Below are 17,141 nucleotides of genomic sequence, written 5' to 3' on the forward strand. Positions count from 1 at the left end.
CTAGGTGGAGGTCGGTCGCCGACCGGCCCAACGCTCCACCCAGCCGGCGACCGTCCCGAGGCGGATCGCCGCAGCACGTCGTCGCCGCCGGCCGAACGGAGCCCGGACGAGCGCCCACCCGGTGGCGACGAGGTGACGGAGGACCTCGCGCGGGCGCCAGGCGGCACCGTGCGCTCGGTGCTTGTCGACGAGGACACGGTCCCAGCGCGCGTAGTGCCGGTTGTTCCGGAACAGCTCCCGGGTGCCTCGGCGGAGCCGGTACTGCACCGACGCGGACGGCTCGAAGTGCGTCGGGAACCCGAGGTACGTCGCACGCCATGCCAGGTCGATGTCCTCGGCTGCACCGAGCGACGTGTCGAACCCACCGGTGGCCTCGAGGACGGTGCGCCGCATGCCGAGGTTGGCCGCGGACGTGTGCGGGAGGTGTCCGAACCGCACGATCGGCCATGCCTGCTCGGGCGCTTCCCACATCCACGGCTCGTTCAGTGCGTCGTGCAGCAGCGGCCCCGTGCAGACACCGGCGTCAGCCAACCCCCGGACCATCCCCTCGATCCAGGAGTCAGCGACGACGTCGTCAGCGTCGCAGAACAGCACGAGGTCGGCACGGAGCGACCGCCAGCCGGCGTTCCGTGCCGGGGCAGCGCCTCGGATCGCGGACGAGTCGATGGAACGGACCGTCCAGCCGCTCGGCCACGTCACGGCCGCGATGCGCGCGTCGACCAGGTGGCGGGGTTCACCGTTGCAGCTGACCACGATCTCGACGGGTCCGGTCCACGTCTGCCGGGCGAGTGCCGCGAACTGCGGGCCGAGCTCGACGGTGGTGCGCTGCCCGACCGGGATGACGACGCCGACCGTGGGCTGCGGTGCGACGCCGCTCATCGTGCGGGGTCCCGTCGACCGGCCGTCGCGCCGATCATCGTGGCCGCCGTGGTGATCCCGGCGGCAGGGGGCACGCCCGTGGCGTGGAGGTCACCGACGAGGACACCGCCGGCGAGCCCGGCGGCCCGACCGCAGGCGAGGTCGGACGGCCGGTCGCCGACGATCCACGATCCGGCGAGCCGGATGCCGAACGCCGCTGCTGCCGCCAGGACCATCCCGGGTCCGGGCTTCCGCCAGGGGTCCGGGTCGCCGGGCAGTCGAGCACTCCCGACGATCACGTCGACGTCCGCGCCGTGGGACTGCATGGCTCGGCGGATGTGCCCGTTCACGGTGTCGAAACCGGACCAGTCGTACCAGCCTCGGGCGATGCCGCTCTGGTTCGTCACGACGACCACCGGGACACCGTCGCGCCAGGCCCTCGCGGCCGCTTCGATCGCGTCGGGGACGAGCTCGGTGCGATCGAGCGACCCGACGTGCCCGTGGTCGACGACGAGCACGCCGTCCCGGTCGAGGAAGAGTGCGTCGACGCCGTCGAGCGGCCGTTCGGAGTGCCGTTCCAGCGACCGGTGGCGGTCACGCGAGACGGACACGGGTCCCGGTCTCCGAGAAGGCGAAGGGGACGACCCGTTCGGGACCGAGGGCACGGACGAACGCAGCACGCTCGGACGGGGGCACCACGAACAGCATGTGTCCGCCACCGCCGGCACCGAGCAGCTTCCCGCCGGTGGCCCCGAGCGTGCGACCGTGCTCGTACAGGTCGATGACGGGGCTCGCCGTCGTTCCGAGCACCTCGGCCTTGAGCATCCATGCCTCGTGCAGTGCGGGGCCGAAGGAGTCCGTGCGGCCGGTGGCGAGCTCGTCGCCCATCACCCGGGCGAGCTCCACCATCCGCGTCACGCGGTCCCGCGTTCCGCCCGGCTGCGACATCGTGCGGGCCTGGCGGCCGAGTTGCTTCCCGGCATCCCGCCCGATGAGGGTGTCGACCAGCACGAGCGACGACTCGAGTTCGTGTCGGGCCTTGGCCGGCATGTCGATCGACGTCGCGATCGTCGAACCGTCGGTGTCGAAGTCGTACCGACGGAGTCCCCCGTGGGCGGACGCGGTCTGGTCCTGCAGCCCCACCGGACGCGCGCACCGGATCATCTCGATCTCACTGGCCGTGGCGGCGAGCGCGCTCGGCTCGAGGTCGACACCGCGGAGTGCCGCCAACCCCGCGACCAGGCTGGTGACGACCGCGCCCGATGTCCCGAGGCCGGTACCGGAGCTCCGGACGTCGGAGTGGATCGAGACGTCGACCGGGACCGCCGGGGTGTCGTGCAGCAGGGCTTCGCGCACGAAGTCGTGCTCGATGGCTGCCGGGGTGTCCACCGTCTGCACACCGTCGGTCGCGACGCGGATCCCGCCACGTGCACGGGGCCGGATGACGGTCTCGACGGCGAGGTCGATCGTGGTGCTGACCACACACCCGGGCTGCTCGGAGAAGTACGCGGGGAGGTCGCTGCCCCCACCGAAGAAGGAGACGCGGAGCGGTGAACGAGCGATGATCACGAGCGAGCGACCTGGACGCCGGCGACGAAGGCCCTGGTGAGCGCGTGGTGGTACGCGACGTGGAAGTCCTCGATGACGTCGATGTCGCAGGACGGCACCACGGCGGCGACGTCGACGACGTCGAGGATCGGTGGGAGTGCCTGCATCGCCCCGGTGAAGGCGAGTGTGACGGCACCGCGGTCGCGGGCGAAGTCGAGCGCGCGCAGCACGTTGGTGGACCCCCCGGAGGCGCTGAGGCCGAACACGACGTCCCCGGTGCGCATGAGGACCCGCAGCTGCTCGAGGAAGACGTCGTCGTAGTCGAAGTCGTTGCCGACGGCGGTCATCATGGCTGCGTTGTCGGTCAGTGCGAGGATCCGGAGCCGCTCGGCGACCGCAGCGAGTGGGTCGGCCTGCCGGGTCGGAGCCAGGCTCTTCGCGAGGTCGGCCGCCATGTGGCTCGCCAACGCCGCGCAGGCCCCGTTGCCGAAGACGTAGACCGAGCGTCCGCCGCGGTGCGCGTTGACGAGCACGGCCGCGATGCGCGCGATCTCGTCGACGGGGAACCGACGGGCGAACCGGTCGATCTGGACGGAGTACGCCTCGACGATCTGCGCGGCGGCCCGCAGGTCAGGGGCTGTGGTGGTGAGCATGGCTGTCCTTCGTTCGATGACGACGACCAGCATACCTATTGCACATGCAAAATATCAACGTGTGATGGCAACCGCTGCGGCGAACGCGGCCGTGTAGCCGTCGATCGACCCGGTCTCGTGCCAGTCGCCGTGGATCTCCGCGGCCTGCACGCCGCCGCCGAGTGCGAGCGCCCCGAGCGCAGCACTGAGGTAGAGCTCCCCGTCGGCCGCGGGGGCGACCTCGCGGAGCGCACCGAGCACCGCTGGCGTGACCACGTACCCGCCGACCGAAGCGAGCCCGTCGACGGGTGGGTCGACCGGCTTCTCGACGAGTTCCACGACCCTCCCGCCGGGGTCCACGCGGGCGACGCCGCAGCGCCGGAGTGCCGCACGAGGCGCCCGCACGACTGCGATGACGGGGAGTCCGGTGCTGCGGTGACGGTCGAGGACGACGGCGCTGCGGTTCTCGCCGAAGACGACCTCGTCACCCCAGAGCACGAGGAAGGACTCGTCGTGCACCCGTGTCGCAGCCGACAGGATCGCTCCCCCGTTGCCCGGCCGGGCGGTCTGGAGACAGGTCTCCAGCTCGATGCCACGAGCTCGGGCTTCCGGCCGGAGGACGTCCGTGACGTAGTCGTTCAGCCCCGTCTTGTCCGACCGCGTGACGAGGACGATGCGGTCGATCCCGGCGTCGATCAGTTCGTCGACCACGATGTCCAGGGTCGGCCGGTCGCCGAGTGGCAGCAGCTCCTTCGGGATCGCACGCGTCAGGCGACCGAGTCGGGTACCCCGGCCGGCAGCGGGGATGACGGCCGTCCGTACGGGTGGGACCGGGGTGACGGGATCAGGGAACCGGGCCACGAGCGAGCGCCTTCCTGGGACGGGAACGGGGAGGTCGACGGCGCCGACGGGGCAGGGCCGAGCGGACGTCGGGGAACACGAGGGCGACGAGCAGCGCCGCCAGCGCTCCGAGGAGGCCGGGCAGGAGCACGGAGCCGATGGGATCAGCACCGACGCTGCCCCGGACCGCGGCCGAGACGAGGACCGCGGCGCTCGTGGCCGCAGCTGCGGGGAGGACGGGGAGGCCGAGGTCGCGCACCCGCAGTCCGGAGCCCCGCGTCGCCACCAGGAAGGCCGGCACCACGAGACAGGTACAGGCGATCGCGTACGCCGCGGCCATGCCCGTCGGCCCCCAGACGGTGCCGAGCACGAGGGCACCGACGACGGCCGGCTGGGTGACCAGTGCCCAGCGGACCTGTCGCCCGGAACGGCCGCTGGCGATGAAGTACCAGACGGCAGCGAACCCGAGCGCCTGCGCTCCGCCCGCGACGACGAGGAACGGCAAGAGCGCGGCCGAGCCGAGCCACTCGACCCCGAACAGCAGGCGGACGATCGGGTCGGCGAGCACTCCGAGTACGGCGAGGACCGGCCAGGCCAGGAGCGTCACCGTGCCGACGAGTCGTCGGAACCGGTTGCGGAGCACGACGGCGTCGACGCCGACCATCGCCGGGATCGCGATGCGCTGGACAGCCGCCCCGATCTGGTCCAGTGGCAGGGTCATCAACTGCATGGCCTGGACGTACAGGCCGGATGCCGCCGGGCCGAAGAGCACGGCCACCAGCACGCGGTCACCCGCCCGCGCGACGAGCGAGACCACCTGGACCAACGACACGTCCCGCGCGAGCGCGGCCATGGTCCGGACCGATCGCCACGATGCCGCAGCGCCGCGGGGAACCCGACGCAGGACGACGACGCCGACCGTGATGACGGCCCACACGGCCACCACCTGCGCCACCATCGCGACGGGCCCGGCGCCGGCGAGTGCGAGACCGATCGACACGACGGAACCGAGCACCACGGCGATCGACTCGACGAGTGCGACCCGCCCCATCTCGTGGTCGCGCACCATCGCAGCGATCGGGACGGCGACGAAGCCGGCGAGTGGGAAGGCCACCGCGACCGCGAAAAGCAGCCCACCGGAGAGCGAGGACGGCAACGCCCCGCGGACCAGGAGTCCAGCGACGGCGACGAGACCCCCCAGCAGGAGCCCCGTCGCGGCACTGGCGCGGTGGAGCGCGACGTGGACGTCCGCCGGATGGACACCGGAGCGGAGGACGACCGCGGCGAACCCACTGTTCCGTACCAGCTCGAGGACGACACCGAGCGCGAGGACGGCTGCGGCGAGACCGTAGGCGTCCGGCCCCAACACGCGGGCCACGACCACGTTCGAGACGATCTGCACGGAAGCCCGGAACGTGGTTCCGGCGATGCTGAACACCCCACTCCGAACCATCGTCACATATGCAGAATATCACGTGTCGGCAAACGACATCGATTCGCTTACACGGTTCATCGGAAGCAACAGTGCTCGCCACAACAACGCTGCCTAGCTTCTCCTCCGTCGGCCCCGCCGCGTGCTCTGCGCGGCCGGTGACCCCAGCCGGCCACCACCGAGGAGAACCATGTTCCTGACCTACCTCAGGCGCGAACTCACGAACCGCAAGAAGCAGACGGTCATCATCGCGATCGGGATGGCCCTGGCCATCGCCCTCGTGGTGATCGTGTCGTCGATCTCGGGTGGCGTGCAGGCAGCGCAGTCGAGCGTCCTGCAGTCCGTCTACGGCGTCGGCACCGACATCACCGTCACCAAGACCGCGACGGCGTCGACGAACGGCGGGCGTCCGAGCTTCGACTTCGGCAGCCAGGGCGACAGCGACGACGAGAGCGGTTCGACCAACCTGGCGCAGTCGCGGCTCGCGGTCGCGCGCGGCACGAGCACCCTGAACGCCGCGAACCTGTCCACGATCACGAGCACCGACGGCGTCAAGGCCGCGACCGGTGTGCTGACCCTCGAGAACAGCACGTTCTCCGGCCAGGTCCAGCAGCAGTCGACCGACGACAGCAGCACGGACAGCAGCAGCGACTCCAGCAGCGACAGCACCACCCAGCAGGGCCCGCCGAGCGGGGACACCGGCGGTGGCGGCGGGTTCGGCGGTGGGTCGTTCAGCGTCGACTCGTTCACGGTGACCGGCATCCCGGTGTCCGGCGCGACGGTCGGTCCGCTCACGAGCACCGAGCTCACGAAGGGGCGCACCTTCGCCGCGAAGGACACGGGCAAGGACGTCGTCGTGCTCGATGCGTCGTACGCGAAGAGCGAGTCCAAGGCGGTCGGCGACACCGTCGACATCGGCGGCACCGACTTCACCGTCATCGGCATCGTCAGCTCCACCGGCTCGGCCTCGACCACGGGCTCGAACACCTACATCCCGCTCGACACCGCGCAAGCGCTGGCCGACCTCGACGGCAAGGTCACCTCGATCTACGTCTCCGCCGAGTCCTCGTCCGACGTCAGCACGATCAAGTCCGCTCTGCAGGCGAAGCTGACGAGCGCCACCGTCTCCACCGAGGCCGACCTGGCCTCGAGCGTGTCCGGGTCGCTCAGCACCGCGTCGAGCCTGGTCTCGAACCTCGGCAAGTGGCTGTCGATCGTGGTGCTCGCCGCGGCGTTCCTCATCGCGATCCTCTTCACGATCTCCGGCGTGACCCGCCGCACCCGCGAGTTCGGGACCCTCAAGGCGATCGGCTGGTCGAACGGCCGCATCACCCGACAGGTGGCCGGTGAGTCCCTGGTGCAGGGCCTGATCGGCGGCGTGCTCGGCGCCGCGGCCGGCCTGATCGGCATCCTCGTCGTGAACGTCATCAGTCCGACGATCTCGGCGAGCGCCTCGAGCACGACCGGCGGGGGTGCCGGTGGCGGTGGTGGCATGCCCGGCGGCGCAGCGACCGCGGCCGCGGGCAGCGGCACGACGGGCGGTGCGCCGGCCAGGGGCTTCGGCGGCGGCGCGAGCACCGCGTCGACGACCGACGTGGTCCTGCACGCCCCGGTGACCGTCGAGATCATCCTGCTGGCGATCGGCCTCGCGATCCTCGGCGGCCTCATCGCCGGCGCGCTCGGCGGCTGGCGTGCGAGCCGGCTCCGTCCGGCCGAGGCGCTCCGGAGCGTGGCCTGATGCCCGGCCGCACCGACACGACCGAACCGACGACAGGAGCAACCGTGACCAGCACCGACACCGCGACCGGCGAGGCGGAGGCGAGCCGTGCCTCCAGTCCGATGTACCGGCTGACGAACGTCAGCAAGACCTACCAGCAGAAGAACCGGACCGTCACCGCCCTGACGAACGTCCACCTGACGATCCCGCAGGGGCAACTCGTGGCCGTCCAGGGGCCGACCGGCGGCGGGAAGTCGACCCTGCTGCAGATGCTCGGAGCGCTCGACCGGCCGAGTGCCGGGTCGATCCACCTCGGTGGCGACCGCGACGTGGCGAAGCTCGGCGACGGCGCGCTGACCGACCTGCGGGCGACCGAGATCGGCTTCGTGTTCCAGAGCTTCAACCTGATCCCGACGCTGACGGCGCTCGAGAACGTCGAGACGGCGTTCGCGGGGTCGCTCGCGAACCGGTCGCGGAGCGAGGTCCGCGAGCGTGCGGTCGCCGCGCTCCGCGAGGTCGGTCTGGGTGAGCGGATGGAGCACCTGCCGGCCGAGCTGTCCGGCGGCCAGCAGCAGCGCGTGGCGATCGCCCGGGCGCTGGTGAAGAACCCGAGCGTGCTGCTCGCCGACGAGCCGACGGGTGCGCTCGACGAGTCGACCCGCGACGAGATCATGGCGCTCATCGAGAAGCAGTGGCGGGAGCGCGGGCTGACCGTCGTCATCGTCACGCACGACTCGTGGGTCGCGAAGCGTGCCGAGCGGCGCCTGCACATCAAGCAGGGGCAGGTGCGCGAGGTCTAGCGGGGCGGGCGCAGGCGCAGGCGTGCGGGCAGGCGCGGGGCGTCCGATCGCGTTTCGCGCTGAGCGACAGTCCACGCGTCCAGGAGCGCGTGGACTGTCGCGCAGCGCGTGAAGACGCCGCCGCTGCCGCTACCCCGCCACCGGGTAGTCGCAGTACGCGAACCACGTCGAGTCCGGGGCCCACGGGGGCACGTTGACCGTCCCCTGGCCGCCGTCGAGTGCCACCAGGGTCTCCGGCTGGACCGCGATCCTAGCGCCGCGGACGAGCGACCCCGGCAGCAGCCGGAGCTCGACGCGGTGGTCGGCCGGGTGGCCCTGCACGCCAGGTTCGTACGACAGGTAGAGCAGGTGTGCGGCATCCGGGGACAGGTGCGGGAACCAGTTCACCCGGTCGTCGTTCGTCAGGCGGACGGGGCTGTCGTGCCCGGGCCAGCGCACGGCCAGCTGCGCGGTGCCGGGGGTGAACCGCTCGGTGTTCCAGAGCAGGATCCCGCCGGCCGGACTGATGGTGCAGCCGTCGTCGGGGTGTTCGTCCCGGGTGACGAACGTCGGCTCGCCGGTCTCCGGGTCGACCATCGCGACGTCGGTCGTCCAGACGCCGTCCTCGGACAGTTCCCCCACGATGGCGGCGAGGGCGCTGCCGTCGTGGGCGATGCCGTGCAGGTAGAACTTGCGCTTGGTGGGCAGGGCCGCTGCGACGTCGGTGATCCGGGTCGCGGGGCCGCCCTCGGGCAGCGGGACGCGGTACAGCTCGCCGTCACGGGCACTCACCACGATGGAGCTGCCGGACGGGTCGAGCACGTGGTCGTTGTTGATCTCGTCGACGCCGTCCATCGGCACCGGCACGAGCGCCGTCTCGTCGAGCACGGTGTCGGTGCCACTGTCGCCCGACGGCAGCCGCAGCAGCCAGAGGCCTCCGTCGCCGTTGAGCACCAGGGTCTCGGCGTCCAGGACGTTCGGCGCCTCGACGAGCACCGTGGCCGACTCGAACACGAGCCGCGAGGTGCGGGACTCGACGTCGTACACGTGCACGCGGCTGGTCTGTCCGGGCAGCAGCTGCCGCCCGCGGGTCTCGTCGCTCATGGTTCCATCCTGTCGGTCGTCGGGTGGTCGGGGTCGGTGGGTCGTCGGGTGGGGAACGGCAAAACACCGGTGTCCACGCTGCGCACCCCGTCATGCGGGGCGTCGAGCGTGAACACCGGTGTCTTGCGGAAGGGGTCCTGCGGAAGGGGGCCTCCGCCTACTTCACGGCACCGGCGGTCAGGCCGGCGACGAACTGGCGCTGGACCACGAGGAACGCGGCCACGACCGGGATCGACACGACGAGCGACGCCGCCATGACCTGGTTCCAGTACACGTTCGTCTGCGTCGAGTACTGCTGCAGACCGACCGCCAGGGTCGAGCCGAGGCCGTTCGTCATGACCGAGGCGAAGAGGACCTCACCCCAGGCCGTCATGAACGAGTAGATCCCGACCGCCACCAGACCCGGACGGGCCGACGGCAGGATGACCCGGAACAGCGCGCCCATCGGGCCCGAACCGTCGACCATCGCGGCCTCGTCGAGTTCGCGCGGGATGGTCTCGAAGTACCCGGCCAGCATCCAGATCGAGAACGGGAGCGTGAACGTCAGGTACGTGATGATCAGACCGAGCCACGACCCGACGAGCTGGATGCCCAGGGTGTTGCCGAGGTTCGTGAAGATCAGGAACAGCGGCAGCAGGAACAGCACGCCGGGGAACATCTGCGTGGAGAGCACCGCGGTGGTGAAGGTGCTCTTGCCCTTGAAGTTCCAGCGCGAGACACCGTAGGCGGCGAACGTCGCGATGATCAGCGAGAACACCGTCGCCACCGTGCAGACCACGAGCGAGTTGATGAAGTACCGACCGAGCGGCACCGTCGACCACATGTCGATGAACGGCTGGAAGGTGATCCGCGACGGGATCCACGTGAAGTTGTCCTGCACGTCGCCGAGGGGCTTGATGGCCGTGGTGATCATCACGTAGAGCGGCACGACCGTGAACAGCGTCAGGACGACCAGGGTGATGATCTTGAAGGACTTGGCGCCAGTTGTCTCACGCACGGACGGACCTCCGGTTGGTCACGGCGAGGTAGATGCCGGTGACGACGAGCAGGAAGAGCAGGAGCAGGACGCTCATCGCGGCACCGGAACCGAAGTTCCAGGTGATGAACGACGCGTTGTAGATGTGGAAGCTCAGCAGGTCCGCGGCGGGTGGCTGCGCGGTCGAGCCGAACAGCACGAACGGCGTGTTGAAGTCGTTGAACGTCCACAGGAACATCACGAGCACGAGCGTCACGTTGACGGGGCGGACCATCGGCAGCGTGATCGAGCGCCACTGGCGGAACGGCTTGGCGCCGTCGACCGAGGCGGCCTCGTACACGTCGTTCGGCACCGACTGCAGGCCGGCCATGAGCATCAGGAACGCGAACGGCCAGGTCTTCCAGATCGCCACGACGACGACGGCCACGAACGCGTTGTTGCCGATGAGCCAGAACGGGGCGTTGCCGCCGAACAGCCCGAGTTGGTCGACGAGCAGGTGGTTCAGGGCCCCCGAGTCCCGCTGGAACATGAACTTCCAGGTGATGACGCCGGCGTACATCGGCAGCGCGTAGGGCACGAGGAACAGGGTGCGGAAGAGCCCGCGTCCGGCGAACGGCTTCTGCAGCGCGACGGCTGCGGCCATGCCGAAGGTCCAGGACAGCCCGACCACGAGGACCGTGAAGGCGCACGTGATGAGGAACGAGTTGAGGACCCCGCGGCCGATCGCCTGGTCGAAGTCGACGACGACCTGGTAGTTCCGGAACCCGGCGAAGGGCGCGGCACCCCAGTTCGCGATGAAGTACTTGGTGAGCTGGATGAACGAGATCCAGATGCCGGTGAGCATCGGGACGATGTGGATGAGCAGCTCGAACAGGATGGCCGGCGCGACGAGCGCGTAGGGCAGCCAGTGGGTCTTGCGCTTGCGACCTGGCGGACGGCCCGACATCGTCGGGGCCTTCGTGTGCGTCAGGTCGATGCGCTCCGAGTCGGGCAGGACCGTCGTGGACATCTGGTGGGGCCTTTCGGCAGGAGGGGCGTGCAGGTGCGGTCCGCGCGGCCGTGGCAGCGGCCGGGAGGCGCGGGGTGCGTGGGGCGTGTGCCTCACGGCCGACGGGTGGTCGGCTCCGGGGCGTGTGCCTCACGGCCGACGGGTGGTCGGCCCTGGAACGTCAGGGGCGGAGGCCCGGGCGCGTCCGTCGGACGCGACCCGGGCCTCCAGGGTGGATCAACCGGCGGCCTGGGACACCTGGTCCTGGGCGGTCTGCAGGGCCGACTTGATGTCGGCCTCGGAGACCTTGGAACCGGTCGCGATCTTGGCGAACATGTCGTTCATCGCCTTGCCGACCGTGGACTCGAACTGGTCCTCGGCGGGCACCAGCGGGAGCGGCTTCGCCTTGTTGTTGTAGATGTCGAGGAACGTCTTCGTCTGCTCGTCCGTGACGGAGTCAGCAGCCTCGGCGAGCACCGGCAGAGCCGAGTACGGCTTGTCCAGCGTCGTCTGCGTGTCCATGCTCGTCATGTACTTGACGAACTTGAGCGCGCCGTCCTTGTTCTTCGTGTTCTTGAACACCGACAGGTTGATGCCGGCCGGGAACGAAGCGATCTGCTCGCCACCGCTCGGGGCGGGCAGCGCCACGACGCCGTACTCGGACGACTTCATGCCGAGCGATTCGATGGTCGCGTTCGCGTTGTTCTGGTTGAGGATGAACGCGGCCTTCTTCTTCGCGAAGTCCGTGGTCGACTGCGTCGCGTTGTCGTACTGCGCGTTCGACGGGTTGGCGACCTTCGCGTCCTGCATGAGGTCGAGGTAGCGCTTGATGCCGTCGACGTTGGCCTTCGAGGTGAAGGTCGGCTTGCCGTCCTTGTCGAACCACTCGCCACCGTTCTGCGCCGAGTTGATGAACGCGAAGTGCGAGTTCTCGGTGTACGAACCGCCCGCGAGGCTGAAGCCGTAGGTGTCACCCTTGGTCAGCTTCTCGGCGGCCGAGACCATCTCCTCCCACGTGGTGGGCGGGGTGATGCCGGCGTCCGACAGCATCTTCTTGTTGTAGTACAGGCCGTAGGCGAGGCCGTAGAGCGGGACGCTCGTGACCGTCTTGTCGGGCGCGCCACCGGTGGACAGGGCGACCTTGCCGAACTTGTCCTCGCCGCCGATCGCCTTCATCTCGGCGTCACCGAACTCCTGGAAGGCGCCGGTGGCCTGGAGCGAGGTCGCCCAGGTGTTGCCGATGTTGACGACGTCCGGGCCCTGGCCCGAGGTGACGGCGGTCTGGATCTTGTTCTGCAGGTCGTTCCAGCCGATGACCTGGAGGTCGACCTTGATCCCGGTCTCCTTGGTGAACTTCTTGAGGACGGGGGTCAGCACCTCCTTGTCGTTCTGCAGGGACGTGCCCTGGTTGGACGCCCAGTAGGTGAGCGTCTTGGAGTCGCCGGAGTCGCCGGACGATCCGGAGGAGCAGGCTGCGAGGCCGGACACGGTGAGTGCGGCGGCCGCGGTGATGGCCAGTGCGCGGATGGCAGTGCGCATGACTCTCTACTTTCTCGTCGTTGAGATGGTGCAGGGGATGGTGCAGAGGTGGAGCTGGTGCTGCGGATGGTGCTGGTCGGGTGCTGCTGTGGGTTGCGGGCAGCGCCCCGGCGGTCAGGCCAGGGTGCGTTCCGCGGGGTCCCAGCCCTCGGGGAGGGTCGGGGAGGGCGACACGGTGCTCTCGACGAGCACCGCCTCGCCACGTTCTGCCGCCTCGGCGATGGAGACCATCACGTCGAGGACGTGGAAGGCGAGCGCACCGGGGACGCGGTTCTCGTCGCCGGCCCGCAGCGAGCGGGCCAGGTCGACCACGCCGGTGCCGCGTGAGTAGGTGGAGCCGACCGCGGGGATCGTCTCGGGCTCCTCGGAACCGAGGGCGTACAGCTCGGTGTCGCCGTCGAAGTTGTTCGGGTCGGGGAACACGACGGTGCCGGTCTCCCCCGCGATCTCGACGAAGCCGGTGCGGCCGCGGTCGGACTCGAACGAGAACACACTCTGCGCACTCCCGCCGTTCTCGAACTCGATCAGCGCGGAGTGGTTCGTGGGGACGTCCACCGGGAACTCGGTGCCGGCCTTCGGCCCGGAGCCGATGGTGCGCGTGGCGCGGGACTTCGACGCCGTCGCCGTGACCTTCTTCACCGGTCCGAACGTCTGGACGAGGGTGGTGATGTAGTACGGGCCGATGTCGAACAGCGGACCGGCACCGTACGCGAAGAGGAACTCGGGGCTCGGGTGCCACGACTCGGGTCCGGGGCTCTGGAAGAGCGTCAGGCCGTTCAGGGGCGTCCCGATGCGGCCGTCGCGGATGGTGCGGAGCGCGGTCTGCAGGCCGGCGCCGAGGAACGTGTCCGGAGCGACGCTGACGGTCTTCCCCGCGGCGGCCGCGGCGTCGCGGAGCTCGGCGGCGCTGGCACGGTCGAGGGCGTAGGGCTTCTCGCCCCAGACGTGCTTGCCGGCGGCCAGGGCCTGCAGCGCGACCTCGACGTGGGCGGCCGGGATCGTCAGGTTCACGACGATCTCGATGTCGTCGTCGGCCAGGAGCTCCTCGACGGTGCCCGATCCGGGGACGCCCCACTTCTCTGCCTGGGCGGCGGCGCGCGGCAGGTCGATGTCGGCGATGAAGCGGACGGTCACGTCGGGGAAGACGGTGAGGTTCGACAGGTACTGGTCCGAGATGACCCCGGCGCCGATGACACCGACGCCGACCGGGCCGGTGCGGGTGGTGCTGTCGGTCGCCGGCGCAGCGGCGGTCGTGGTGTCGGTCATGCGCGGGCCCCCTCGAGGAACGTGTAGGAGTCGGCGACGGCCTGGAAGACGTCACCCTCGTGGTCGTCGAGCTCGACGACGTGCAGTGCGTCGGGCGCCGCGGCGATGATGTCGCGGATCGGCATGATGCCGTTGCCGACGGCGACCTGCCGCTTGTCGTCGTGCGAGCCATCGCCGTCCTTGACGTGCAGGAACTGGACCTTGTCGCCGTACTTGCCGATGACCGCGACCGGGTCGTCCCCGCCGACCTGCACCCAGTAGGTGTCGAGCTCGAGCACGACGTCGTCGGACAGGGCGTCGGCGAAGACCTCGTAGGCGCTGACGCCGTCGATGCGGTTCGAGAACTCGAACGCGTGGTTGTGGTAGCCGAGCACCAGACCGTGGTCGGCGGCGCGCGGGGCGAGGGCGCTGAGTTCGCGGGCGATCGCCTCGACGTCCTCGCGGGTGGTCCAGCGGGACTCGTCGATGTGCGGGTCGATGAGGGTCCCGAAGCCGAGGGTGGTGGAGGCGTGGAAGATGCGTTCGAGGTCCTGCTCGCCGGCGTCCAGCAGACGGGCGTGGCCGCTCGGGGCGGCGAGGCCGGCGTCGCGGAGGGCGGCGGCGAGTTCGTCGGCGTTGTCGACGAAGCCGAAGGCCTCGACGTTCGTGTAGCCGATGTCTGCGATGCGCTGCAGGGTGCCGGGCAGATCGGCACTGAGGGCATCGCGGACCGTGTAGAGCTGGACCGAGAGCGGTTGGGTCACCAGGGGTTCTCCTCGTCGAGATGGTGCGGTCGTCACTGACCGATCGTCACACTACGAGCACTTTTGTCGGCGGTCAAGCAGAAGTCCGAGGAATGTCGACGGACTTCATTGCGTGGCGCGAACGATGTGTGCTTCACTCCCCACATGGTCGACTTGAACCGGACGGCAGCGTCGCCTCCGGTCGGGACGAGCGAGCTCTTCCAGATCCTCCGCGACGGCGTGCCGCGCACCAGGGCCGAGCTCGCCGCACTGACAGGACTCGCACGCTCCACCATCGGCGTGCGCCTCGACTCCCTGATCGACATCGGGCTGGTCGGCGCCGTGGACACCGCCGTCTCCACCGGCGGCCGTCCGCCAGCACAGGTGGCGCTGAAGCCCCGCGCCCGGCTCGTGATCGCCGCCGACCTCGGCGCCTCGCACGGTCGCGTCGCCGTCACCGACCTGGTCGCGGCACCACTCGCCACCCGCGAGGCCCGGATCGACATCGCCGCCGGTCCGGTACCGACGCTGTCCTGGCTCGTCGAGACGATCGACGACCTGCTCGCCGAGGTCGGGCGCAGTCGGCAGGACGTCATCGCGATCGGCATCGGCGTCCCCGGACCGGTCGAGTTCTCCACCGGCCGCCCGGCCAACCCGCCGATCATGCCCGGTTGGGACGGCTTCGACGTGCCCTCGTGGCTCCGTCAGCACATCGCCGCCCACGTGCTGCTCGACAACGACGTCAACATCGCGGCCCTCGGTGAGCGCGAGCACGGCTGGCCGGACGTCGACCACCTGCTGTTCGTGAAGGTCGCCACCGGCATCGGGTCCGGCATCGTCTCCGAGGGCCGGCTGCAGCGCGGCGCCCAGGGCACCGCGGGTGACATCGGCCACGTGCGGGTCTCCCGCGCCGGCGACGTCCCCTGCCACTGCGGCAACACCGGCTGCCTGGAGGCCGTGGCCTCCGGTCCGGCCATCGCCCGCGCACTCCGCGCGAAGGGGCACGACGCGCACACGGGTGCGGACGTGATCGACCTGGTGAACCGGTCGGACCTCGACGCGATCTACGCCGTGCGACAGGCCGGTCGGGACATCGGCGAGGTCCTGGCGACGTGCATCTCGCTCATCAACCCGTCCGTCATCGCACTCGGCGGATCGATCACGCAGGCCGGTGAGCACCTGCTCGCCGGAGTCCGCGAGGTCGTCTACTCCCGCTCGATGCCCCTGGCCAGTGAGCACCTCGTCATCGTGCAGTCCCGCGCGGGGTCCCTCGCCGCACTGCAGGGCGCCGCGGCCCTCGCCATCGGCTACGCCCTCTCCCCCGCCGGGGTCGACGAGCTGGTCGCCTTCGCCGAGGGCCGCGAACTCGTCTCCTGACGCACACCCACGGTCGCGTGAGCGCGTCGGTTTCGGTCTTGCCGGTGGTCGGGGGGACAATCGTCGGGTGACGATCGTGCAGCCCACCCTGTGGGGCGACCTGGACCCCGGTCTGGAGGCGGATCCCGCCCCCGGTAGGCCGGCTCCGGCTGCGCGTGACGCGTTCACCGCCCTGCGTGGCCACACCGAGCGCATCGTCGCGCACTCCTCGGACCGCGTCGCCTGGCTCCGCGCCCGCGCCATGGGCATCACCGCCACCGACGTCGCCCGGCTCGCCTCACTGCGCGCCGTCGAGGCCGTCGTCACCGAGAAGCGCTACGGCTCCCGGTTCTCCGGCAACGCGTTCACCGAGCACGGCAAGGACCGCGAACCGGTCATCGCCGCCTGGGTGGCCGCCACCCACGGCATCCAGCCCTCGGCGCACCTGTTCCACGCCGCCGCGAACCGCGCCCACCTCGCCACCCCGGACGGCGTCGGGGTCGACGAGTCGTCCCGCGTGGTGCTCGCCGAGATCAAGACCACCGGCAAGGCCTGGCGGAGCATCCCCCGGCACTACCTCCGGCAGATCTGGTGGCAGCAGTACGTGCTCGGTGCCGACCGTACCCTGTTCGTCTGGGAACGCCACGACGGGTTCGTACCGGTCGCCGACGAACCCGAGTGCCGCTGGGTCGACCGCGACGACGACCAGATCCGCGGGCTGGTGCAGCTCGCCGACCTGGTGCTCGACAAGCTCCGCGGTTTCCGCTCCTAGACCTTCACCAGGCGCAGCCTGCTCATCCCGACGACGAGGATGCCGAGCAGCGTGATCGAGACCGCGATCCCGACCACGTAGATCGCGACGACGCCGTAGCCCTGCGCCGGATCGAGGAACGGGTACGGCACCCACCCGTCGGTCGCACCGCGGACGAGCACCACGGTGGTCCAGACCGCCGGGTAGAGCAGGAACCACCACACGTGGCGGAGCAGCAGCCGTGCGCGGTCCGAGAACAGCAGCCAGTCGAGCACCGCGTACACCGGGATGATCTTGTGCACGATGTCGTTCGACCACGGCACCGAGGCCGACACGTTCGCGCCCGTGAGCAGCGTGTTGTAGACGATGCCGGTCGTTGCGATGTACACCGTCGCGGCGCCACGGAGCACCGAGACGGCGAGGTCCGCCCGCTTGCGACGAGCCGCGGCGACGAGCGTCACCGCGAGGGCCACGGCGATGATCAGGTTCGACTGGATGGTGAAGTAGCCGAAGAAGTTCCAGAACGAGTAGGTCGGGGTCTGCGAGCTCTCGAGCCACTGCGCCACGACCGCGACGACGATGGCGATGACGGCGATCAGTCGGAGCGAGTTCACGAGGGTGCGCACGGCTCCA

17 protein-coding genes are annotated in these 17,141 nt (G+C 70.2%); 4 read left to right on the forward strand and 13 right to left on the reverse strand.

Going from position 1 to position 17,141, the window contains the following annotated elements:
• From DEJ06_RS00745 to DEJ06_RS00770, 6 genes are read right to left on the reverse strand one after another with little or no spacing between them, the layout of a single operon-like run.
• Nucleotides 1–879 carry a glycosyltransferase family 2 protein gene (locus tag DEJ06_RS00745; protein ID WP_111038084.1) on the reverse strand — a complete coding sequence of 293 codons (879 nt, stop codon included), beginning with the start codon at nucleotides 877–879 and terminating at the stop codon, nucleotides 1–3.
• Nucleotides 876–1,469 (reverse strand): HAD-IIIA family hydrolase, encoded by a 594-nt coding sequence (locus tag DEJ06_RS00750; protein WP_181436750.1) that lies wholly within the window; start codon nucleotides 1,467–1,469, stop codon nucleotides 876–878. Before DEJ06_RS00750 ends, DEJ06_RS00745 begins: the two co-directional genes overlap by 4 nt.
• Complete coding sequence (locus DEJ06_RS00755; protein WP_181436749.1) at nucleotides 1,453–2,427, reverse strand: hypothetical protein; 975 nt, start codon at nucleotides 2,425–2,427, stop codon at nucleotides 1,453–1,455. Before DEJ06_RS00755 ends, DEJ06_RS00750 begins: the two co-directional genes overlap by 17 nt.
• Nucleotides 2,424–3,059, reverse strand: coding sequence for an SIS domain-containing protein (locus DEJ06_RS00760; RefSeq protein WP_181436748.1), 636 nt, complete (start codon nucleotides 3,057–3,059; stop codon nucleotides 2,424–2,426). The genes DEJ06_RS00755 and DEJ06_RS00760 overlap by 4 nt, the downstream gene beginning before the upstream one ends.
• Nucleotides 3,060–3,113: 54 nt before the next feature.
• The gene (locus tag DEJ06_RS18140; protein ID WP_181436747.1) at nucleotides 3,114–3,899 is read right to left on the reverse strand and encodes a sugar phosphate nucleotidyltransferase; all 786 of its coding nucleotides are present in this window, start codon (nucleotides 3,897–3,899) and stop codon (nucleotides 3,114–3,116) included.
• The gene (locus tag DEJ06_RS00770) at nucleotides 3,883–5,331 is read right to left on the reverse strand and encodes an oligosaccharide flippase family protein (protein WP_258372424.1); all 1,449 of its coding nucleotides are present in this window, start codon (nucleotides 5,329–5,331) and stop codon (nucleotides 3,883–3,885) included. The genes DEJ06_RS18140 and DEJ06_RS00770 overlap by 17 nt, the downstream gene beginning before the upstream one ends.
• Before the next feature lie 169 nt (nucleotides 5,332–5,500).
• Here DEJ06_RS00770 and DEJ06_RS00775 point away from each other — a divergent pair, with 169 nt between their 5' ends.
• Both DEJ06_RS00775 and DEJ06_RS00780 read left to right on the forward strand, forming a co-directional pair.
• Nucleotides 5,501–7,048: an ABC transporter permease gene (locus DEJ06_RS00775; RefSeq protein WP_111038090.1), complete on the forward strand. Its 1,548-nt coding sequence runs from the start codon at nucleotides 5,501–5,503 to the stop codon at nucleotides 7,046–7,048.
• Nucleotides 7,049–7,149: 101 nt separating this feature from the next.
• Nucleotides 7,150–7,827, forward strand: a complete 678-nt coding sequence (locus DEJ06_RS00780) for an ABC transporter ATP-binding protein (protein WP_071406345.1) — start codon at nucleotides 7,150–7,152, stop codon at nucleotides 7,825–7,827.
• 129 nt (nucleotides 7,828–7,956) lie between these two features.
• Here DEJ06_RS00780 and DEJ06_RS00785 read toward each other — a convergent pair whose 3' ends face one another.
• The 6 genes from DEJ06_RS00785 to DEJ06_RS00810 form a co-directional block, all read right to left on the reverse strand.
• Complete coding sequence (locus DEJ06_RS00785; RefSeq protein WP_111038091.1) at nucleotides 7,957–8,910, reverse strand: biopolymer transporter Tol; 954 nt, start codon at nucleotides 8,908–8,910, stop codon at nucleotides 7,957–7,959.
• 157 nt (nucleotides 8,911–9,067) lie between these two features.
• Nucleotides 9,068–9,907, reverse strand: coding sequence for a carbohydrate ABC transporter permease (locus DEJ06_RS00790; protein ID WP_017888647.1), 840 nt, complete (start codon nucleotides 9,905–9,907; stop codon nucleotides 9,068–9,070).
• The gene (locus DEJ06_RS00795) at nucleotides 9,900–10,895 is read right to left on the reverse strand and encodes a carbohydrate ABC transporter permease (protein WP_017888646.1); all 996 of its coding nucleotides are present in this window, start codon (nucleotides 10,893–10,895) and stop codon (nucleotides 9,900–9,902) included. The genes DEJ06_RS00790 and DEJ06_RS00795 overlap by 8 nt, the downstream gene beginning before the upstream one ends.
• Before the next feature lie 216 nt (nucleotides 10,896–11,111).
• The gene (locus DEJ06_RS00800) at nucleotides 11,112–12,413 is read right to left on the reverse strand and encodes a sugar ABC transporter substrate-binding protein (RefSeq protein ID WP_111038092.1); all 1,302 of its coding nucleotides are present in this window, start codon (nucleotides 12,411–12,413) and stop codon (nucleotides 11,112–11,114) included.
• 114 nt (nucleotides 12,414–12,527) lie between these two features.
• The gene (locus DEJ06_RS00805) at nucleotides 12,528–13,679 is read right to left on the reverse strand and encodes a Gfo/Idh/MocA family protein (protein ID WP_111038093.1); all 1,152 of its coding nucleotides are present in this window, start codon (nucleotides 13,677–13,679) and stop codon (nucleotides 12,528–12,530) included.
• Complete coding sequence (locus DEJ06_RS00810; RefSeq protein WP_111038094.1) at nucleotides 13,676–14,422, reverse strand: sugar phosphate isomerase/epimerase; 747 nt, start codon at nucleotides 14,420–14,422, stop codon at nucleotides 13,676–13,678. Before DEJ06_RS00810 ends, DEJ06_RS00805 begins: the two co-directional genes overlap by 4 nt.
• 144 nt (nucleotides 14,423–14,566) lie before the next feature.
• Here DEJ06_RS00810 and DEJ06_RS00815 point away from each other — a divergent pair, with 144 nt between their 5' ends.
• Nucleotides 14,567–15,778 (forward strand): ROK family transcriptional regulator, encoded by a 1,212-nt coding sequence (locus DEJ06_RS00815; protein WP_027466368.1) that lies wholly within the window; start codon nucleotides 14,567–14,569, stop codon nucleotides 15,776–15,778.
• A gap of 67 nt (nucleotides 15,779–15,845) precedes the next feature.
• Nucleotides 15,846–16,529 (forward strand): YqaJ viral recombinase family protein, encoded by a 684-nt coding sequence (locus DEJ06_RS00820; RefSeq protein ID WP_111038095.1) that lies wholly within the window; start codon nucleotides 15,846–15,848, stop codon nucleotides 16,527–16,529.
• On the opposite strand, the gene DEJ06_RS00825 is transcribed toward DEJ06_RS00820, so the two are convergent.
• Entirely contained in the window at nucleotides 16,526–17,134 is a 609-nt protein-coding gene (locus DEJ06_RS00825; protein ID WP_071406320.1) for a Pr6Pr family membrane protein, read from the reverse strand. The two genes, DEJ06_RS00820 and DEJ06_RS00825, sit on opposite strands and share 4 nt — an antisense overlap.
• Nucleotides 17,135–17,141: the final 7 nt, after the last annotated feature.

Origin of the sequence: Curtobacterium sp. MCLR17_051 (genome assembly GCF_003234395.1) — a bacterium.
Lineage (GTDB): Bacteria > Actinomycetota > Actinomycetes > Actinomycetales > Microbacteriaceae > Curtobacterium > Curtobacterium flaccumfaciens.

Bases quoted from the DNA above. Each gene is read 5' to 3' on its own strand.
- DEJ06_RS00745 (WP_111038084.1), bottom strand. From the start codon at position 879: ATGAGCGGCGTCGCACCGCAGCCCACGGTCGGCGTCGTCATCCCGGTC.
- DEJ06_RS00760 (WP_181436748.1), bottom strand. From the start codon at position 3,059: ATGCTCACCACCACAGCCCCTGACCTGCGGGCCGCCGCGCAGATCGTC.
- DEJ06_RS00770 (WP_258372424.1), bottom strand. From the start codon at position 5,331: ATGGTTCGGAGTGGGGTGTTCAGCATCGCCGGAACCACGTTCCGGGCT.
- DEJ06_RS00775 (WP_111038090.1), top strand. From the start codon at position 5,501: ATGTTCCTGACCTACCTCAGGCGCGAACTCACGAACCGCAAGAAGCAG.
- DEJ06_RS00780 (WP_071406345.1), top strand. From the start codon at position 7,150: ATGTACCGGCTGACGAACGTCAGCAAGACCTACCAGCAGAAGAACCGG.
- DEJ06_RS00785 (WP_111038091.1), bottom strand. From the start codon at position 8,910: ATGAGCGACGAGACCCGCGGGCGGCAGCTGCTGCCCGGACAGACCAGC.
- DEJ06_RS00795 (WP_017888646.1), bottom strand. From the start codon at position 10,895: ATGTCCACGACGGTCCTGCCCGACTCGGAGCGCATCGACCTGACGCAC.
- DEJ06_RS00800 (WP_111038092.1), bottom strand. From the start codon at position 12,413: ATGCGCACTGCCATCCGCGCACTGGCCATCACCGCGGCCGCCGCACTC.
- DEJ06_RS00805 (WP_111038093.1), bottom strand. From the start codon at position 13,679: ATGACCGACACCACGACCGCCGCTGCGCCGGCGACCGACAGCACCACC.
- DEJ06_RS00815 (WP_027466368.1), top strand. From the start codon at position 14,567: ATGGTCGACTTGAACCGGACGGCAGCGTCGCCTCCGGTCGGGACGAGC.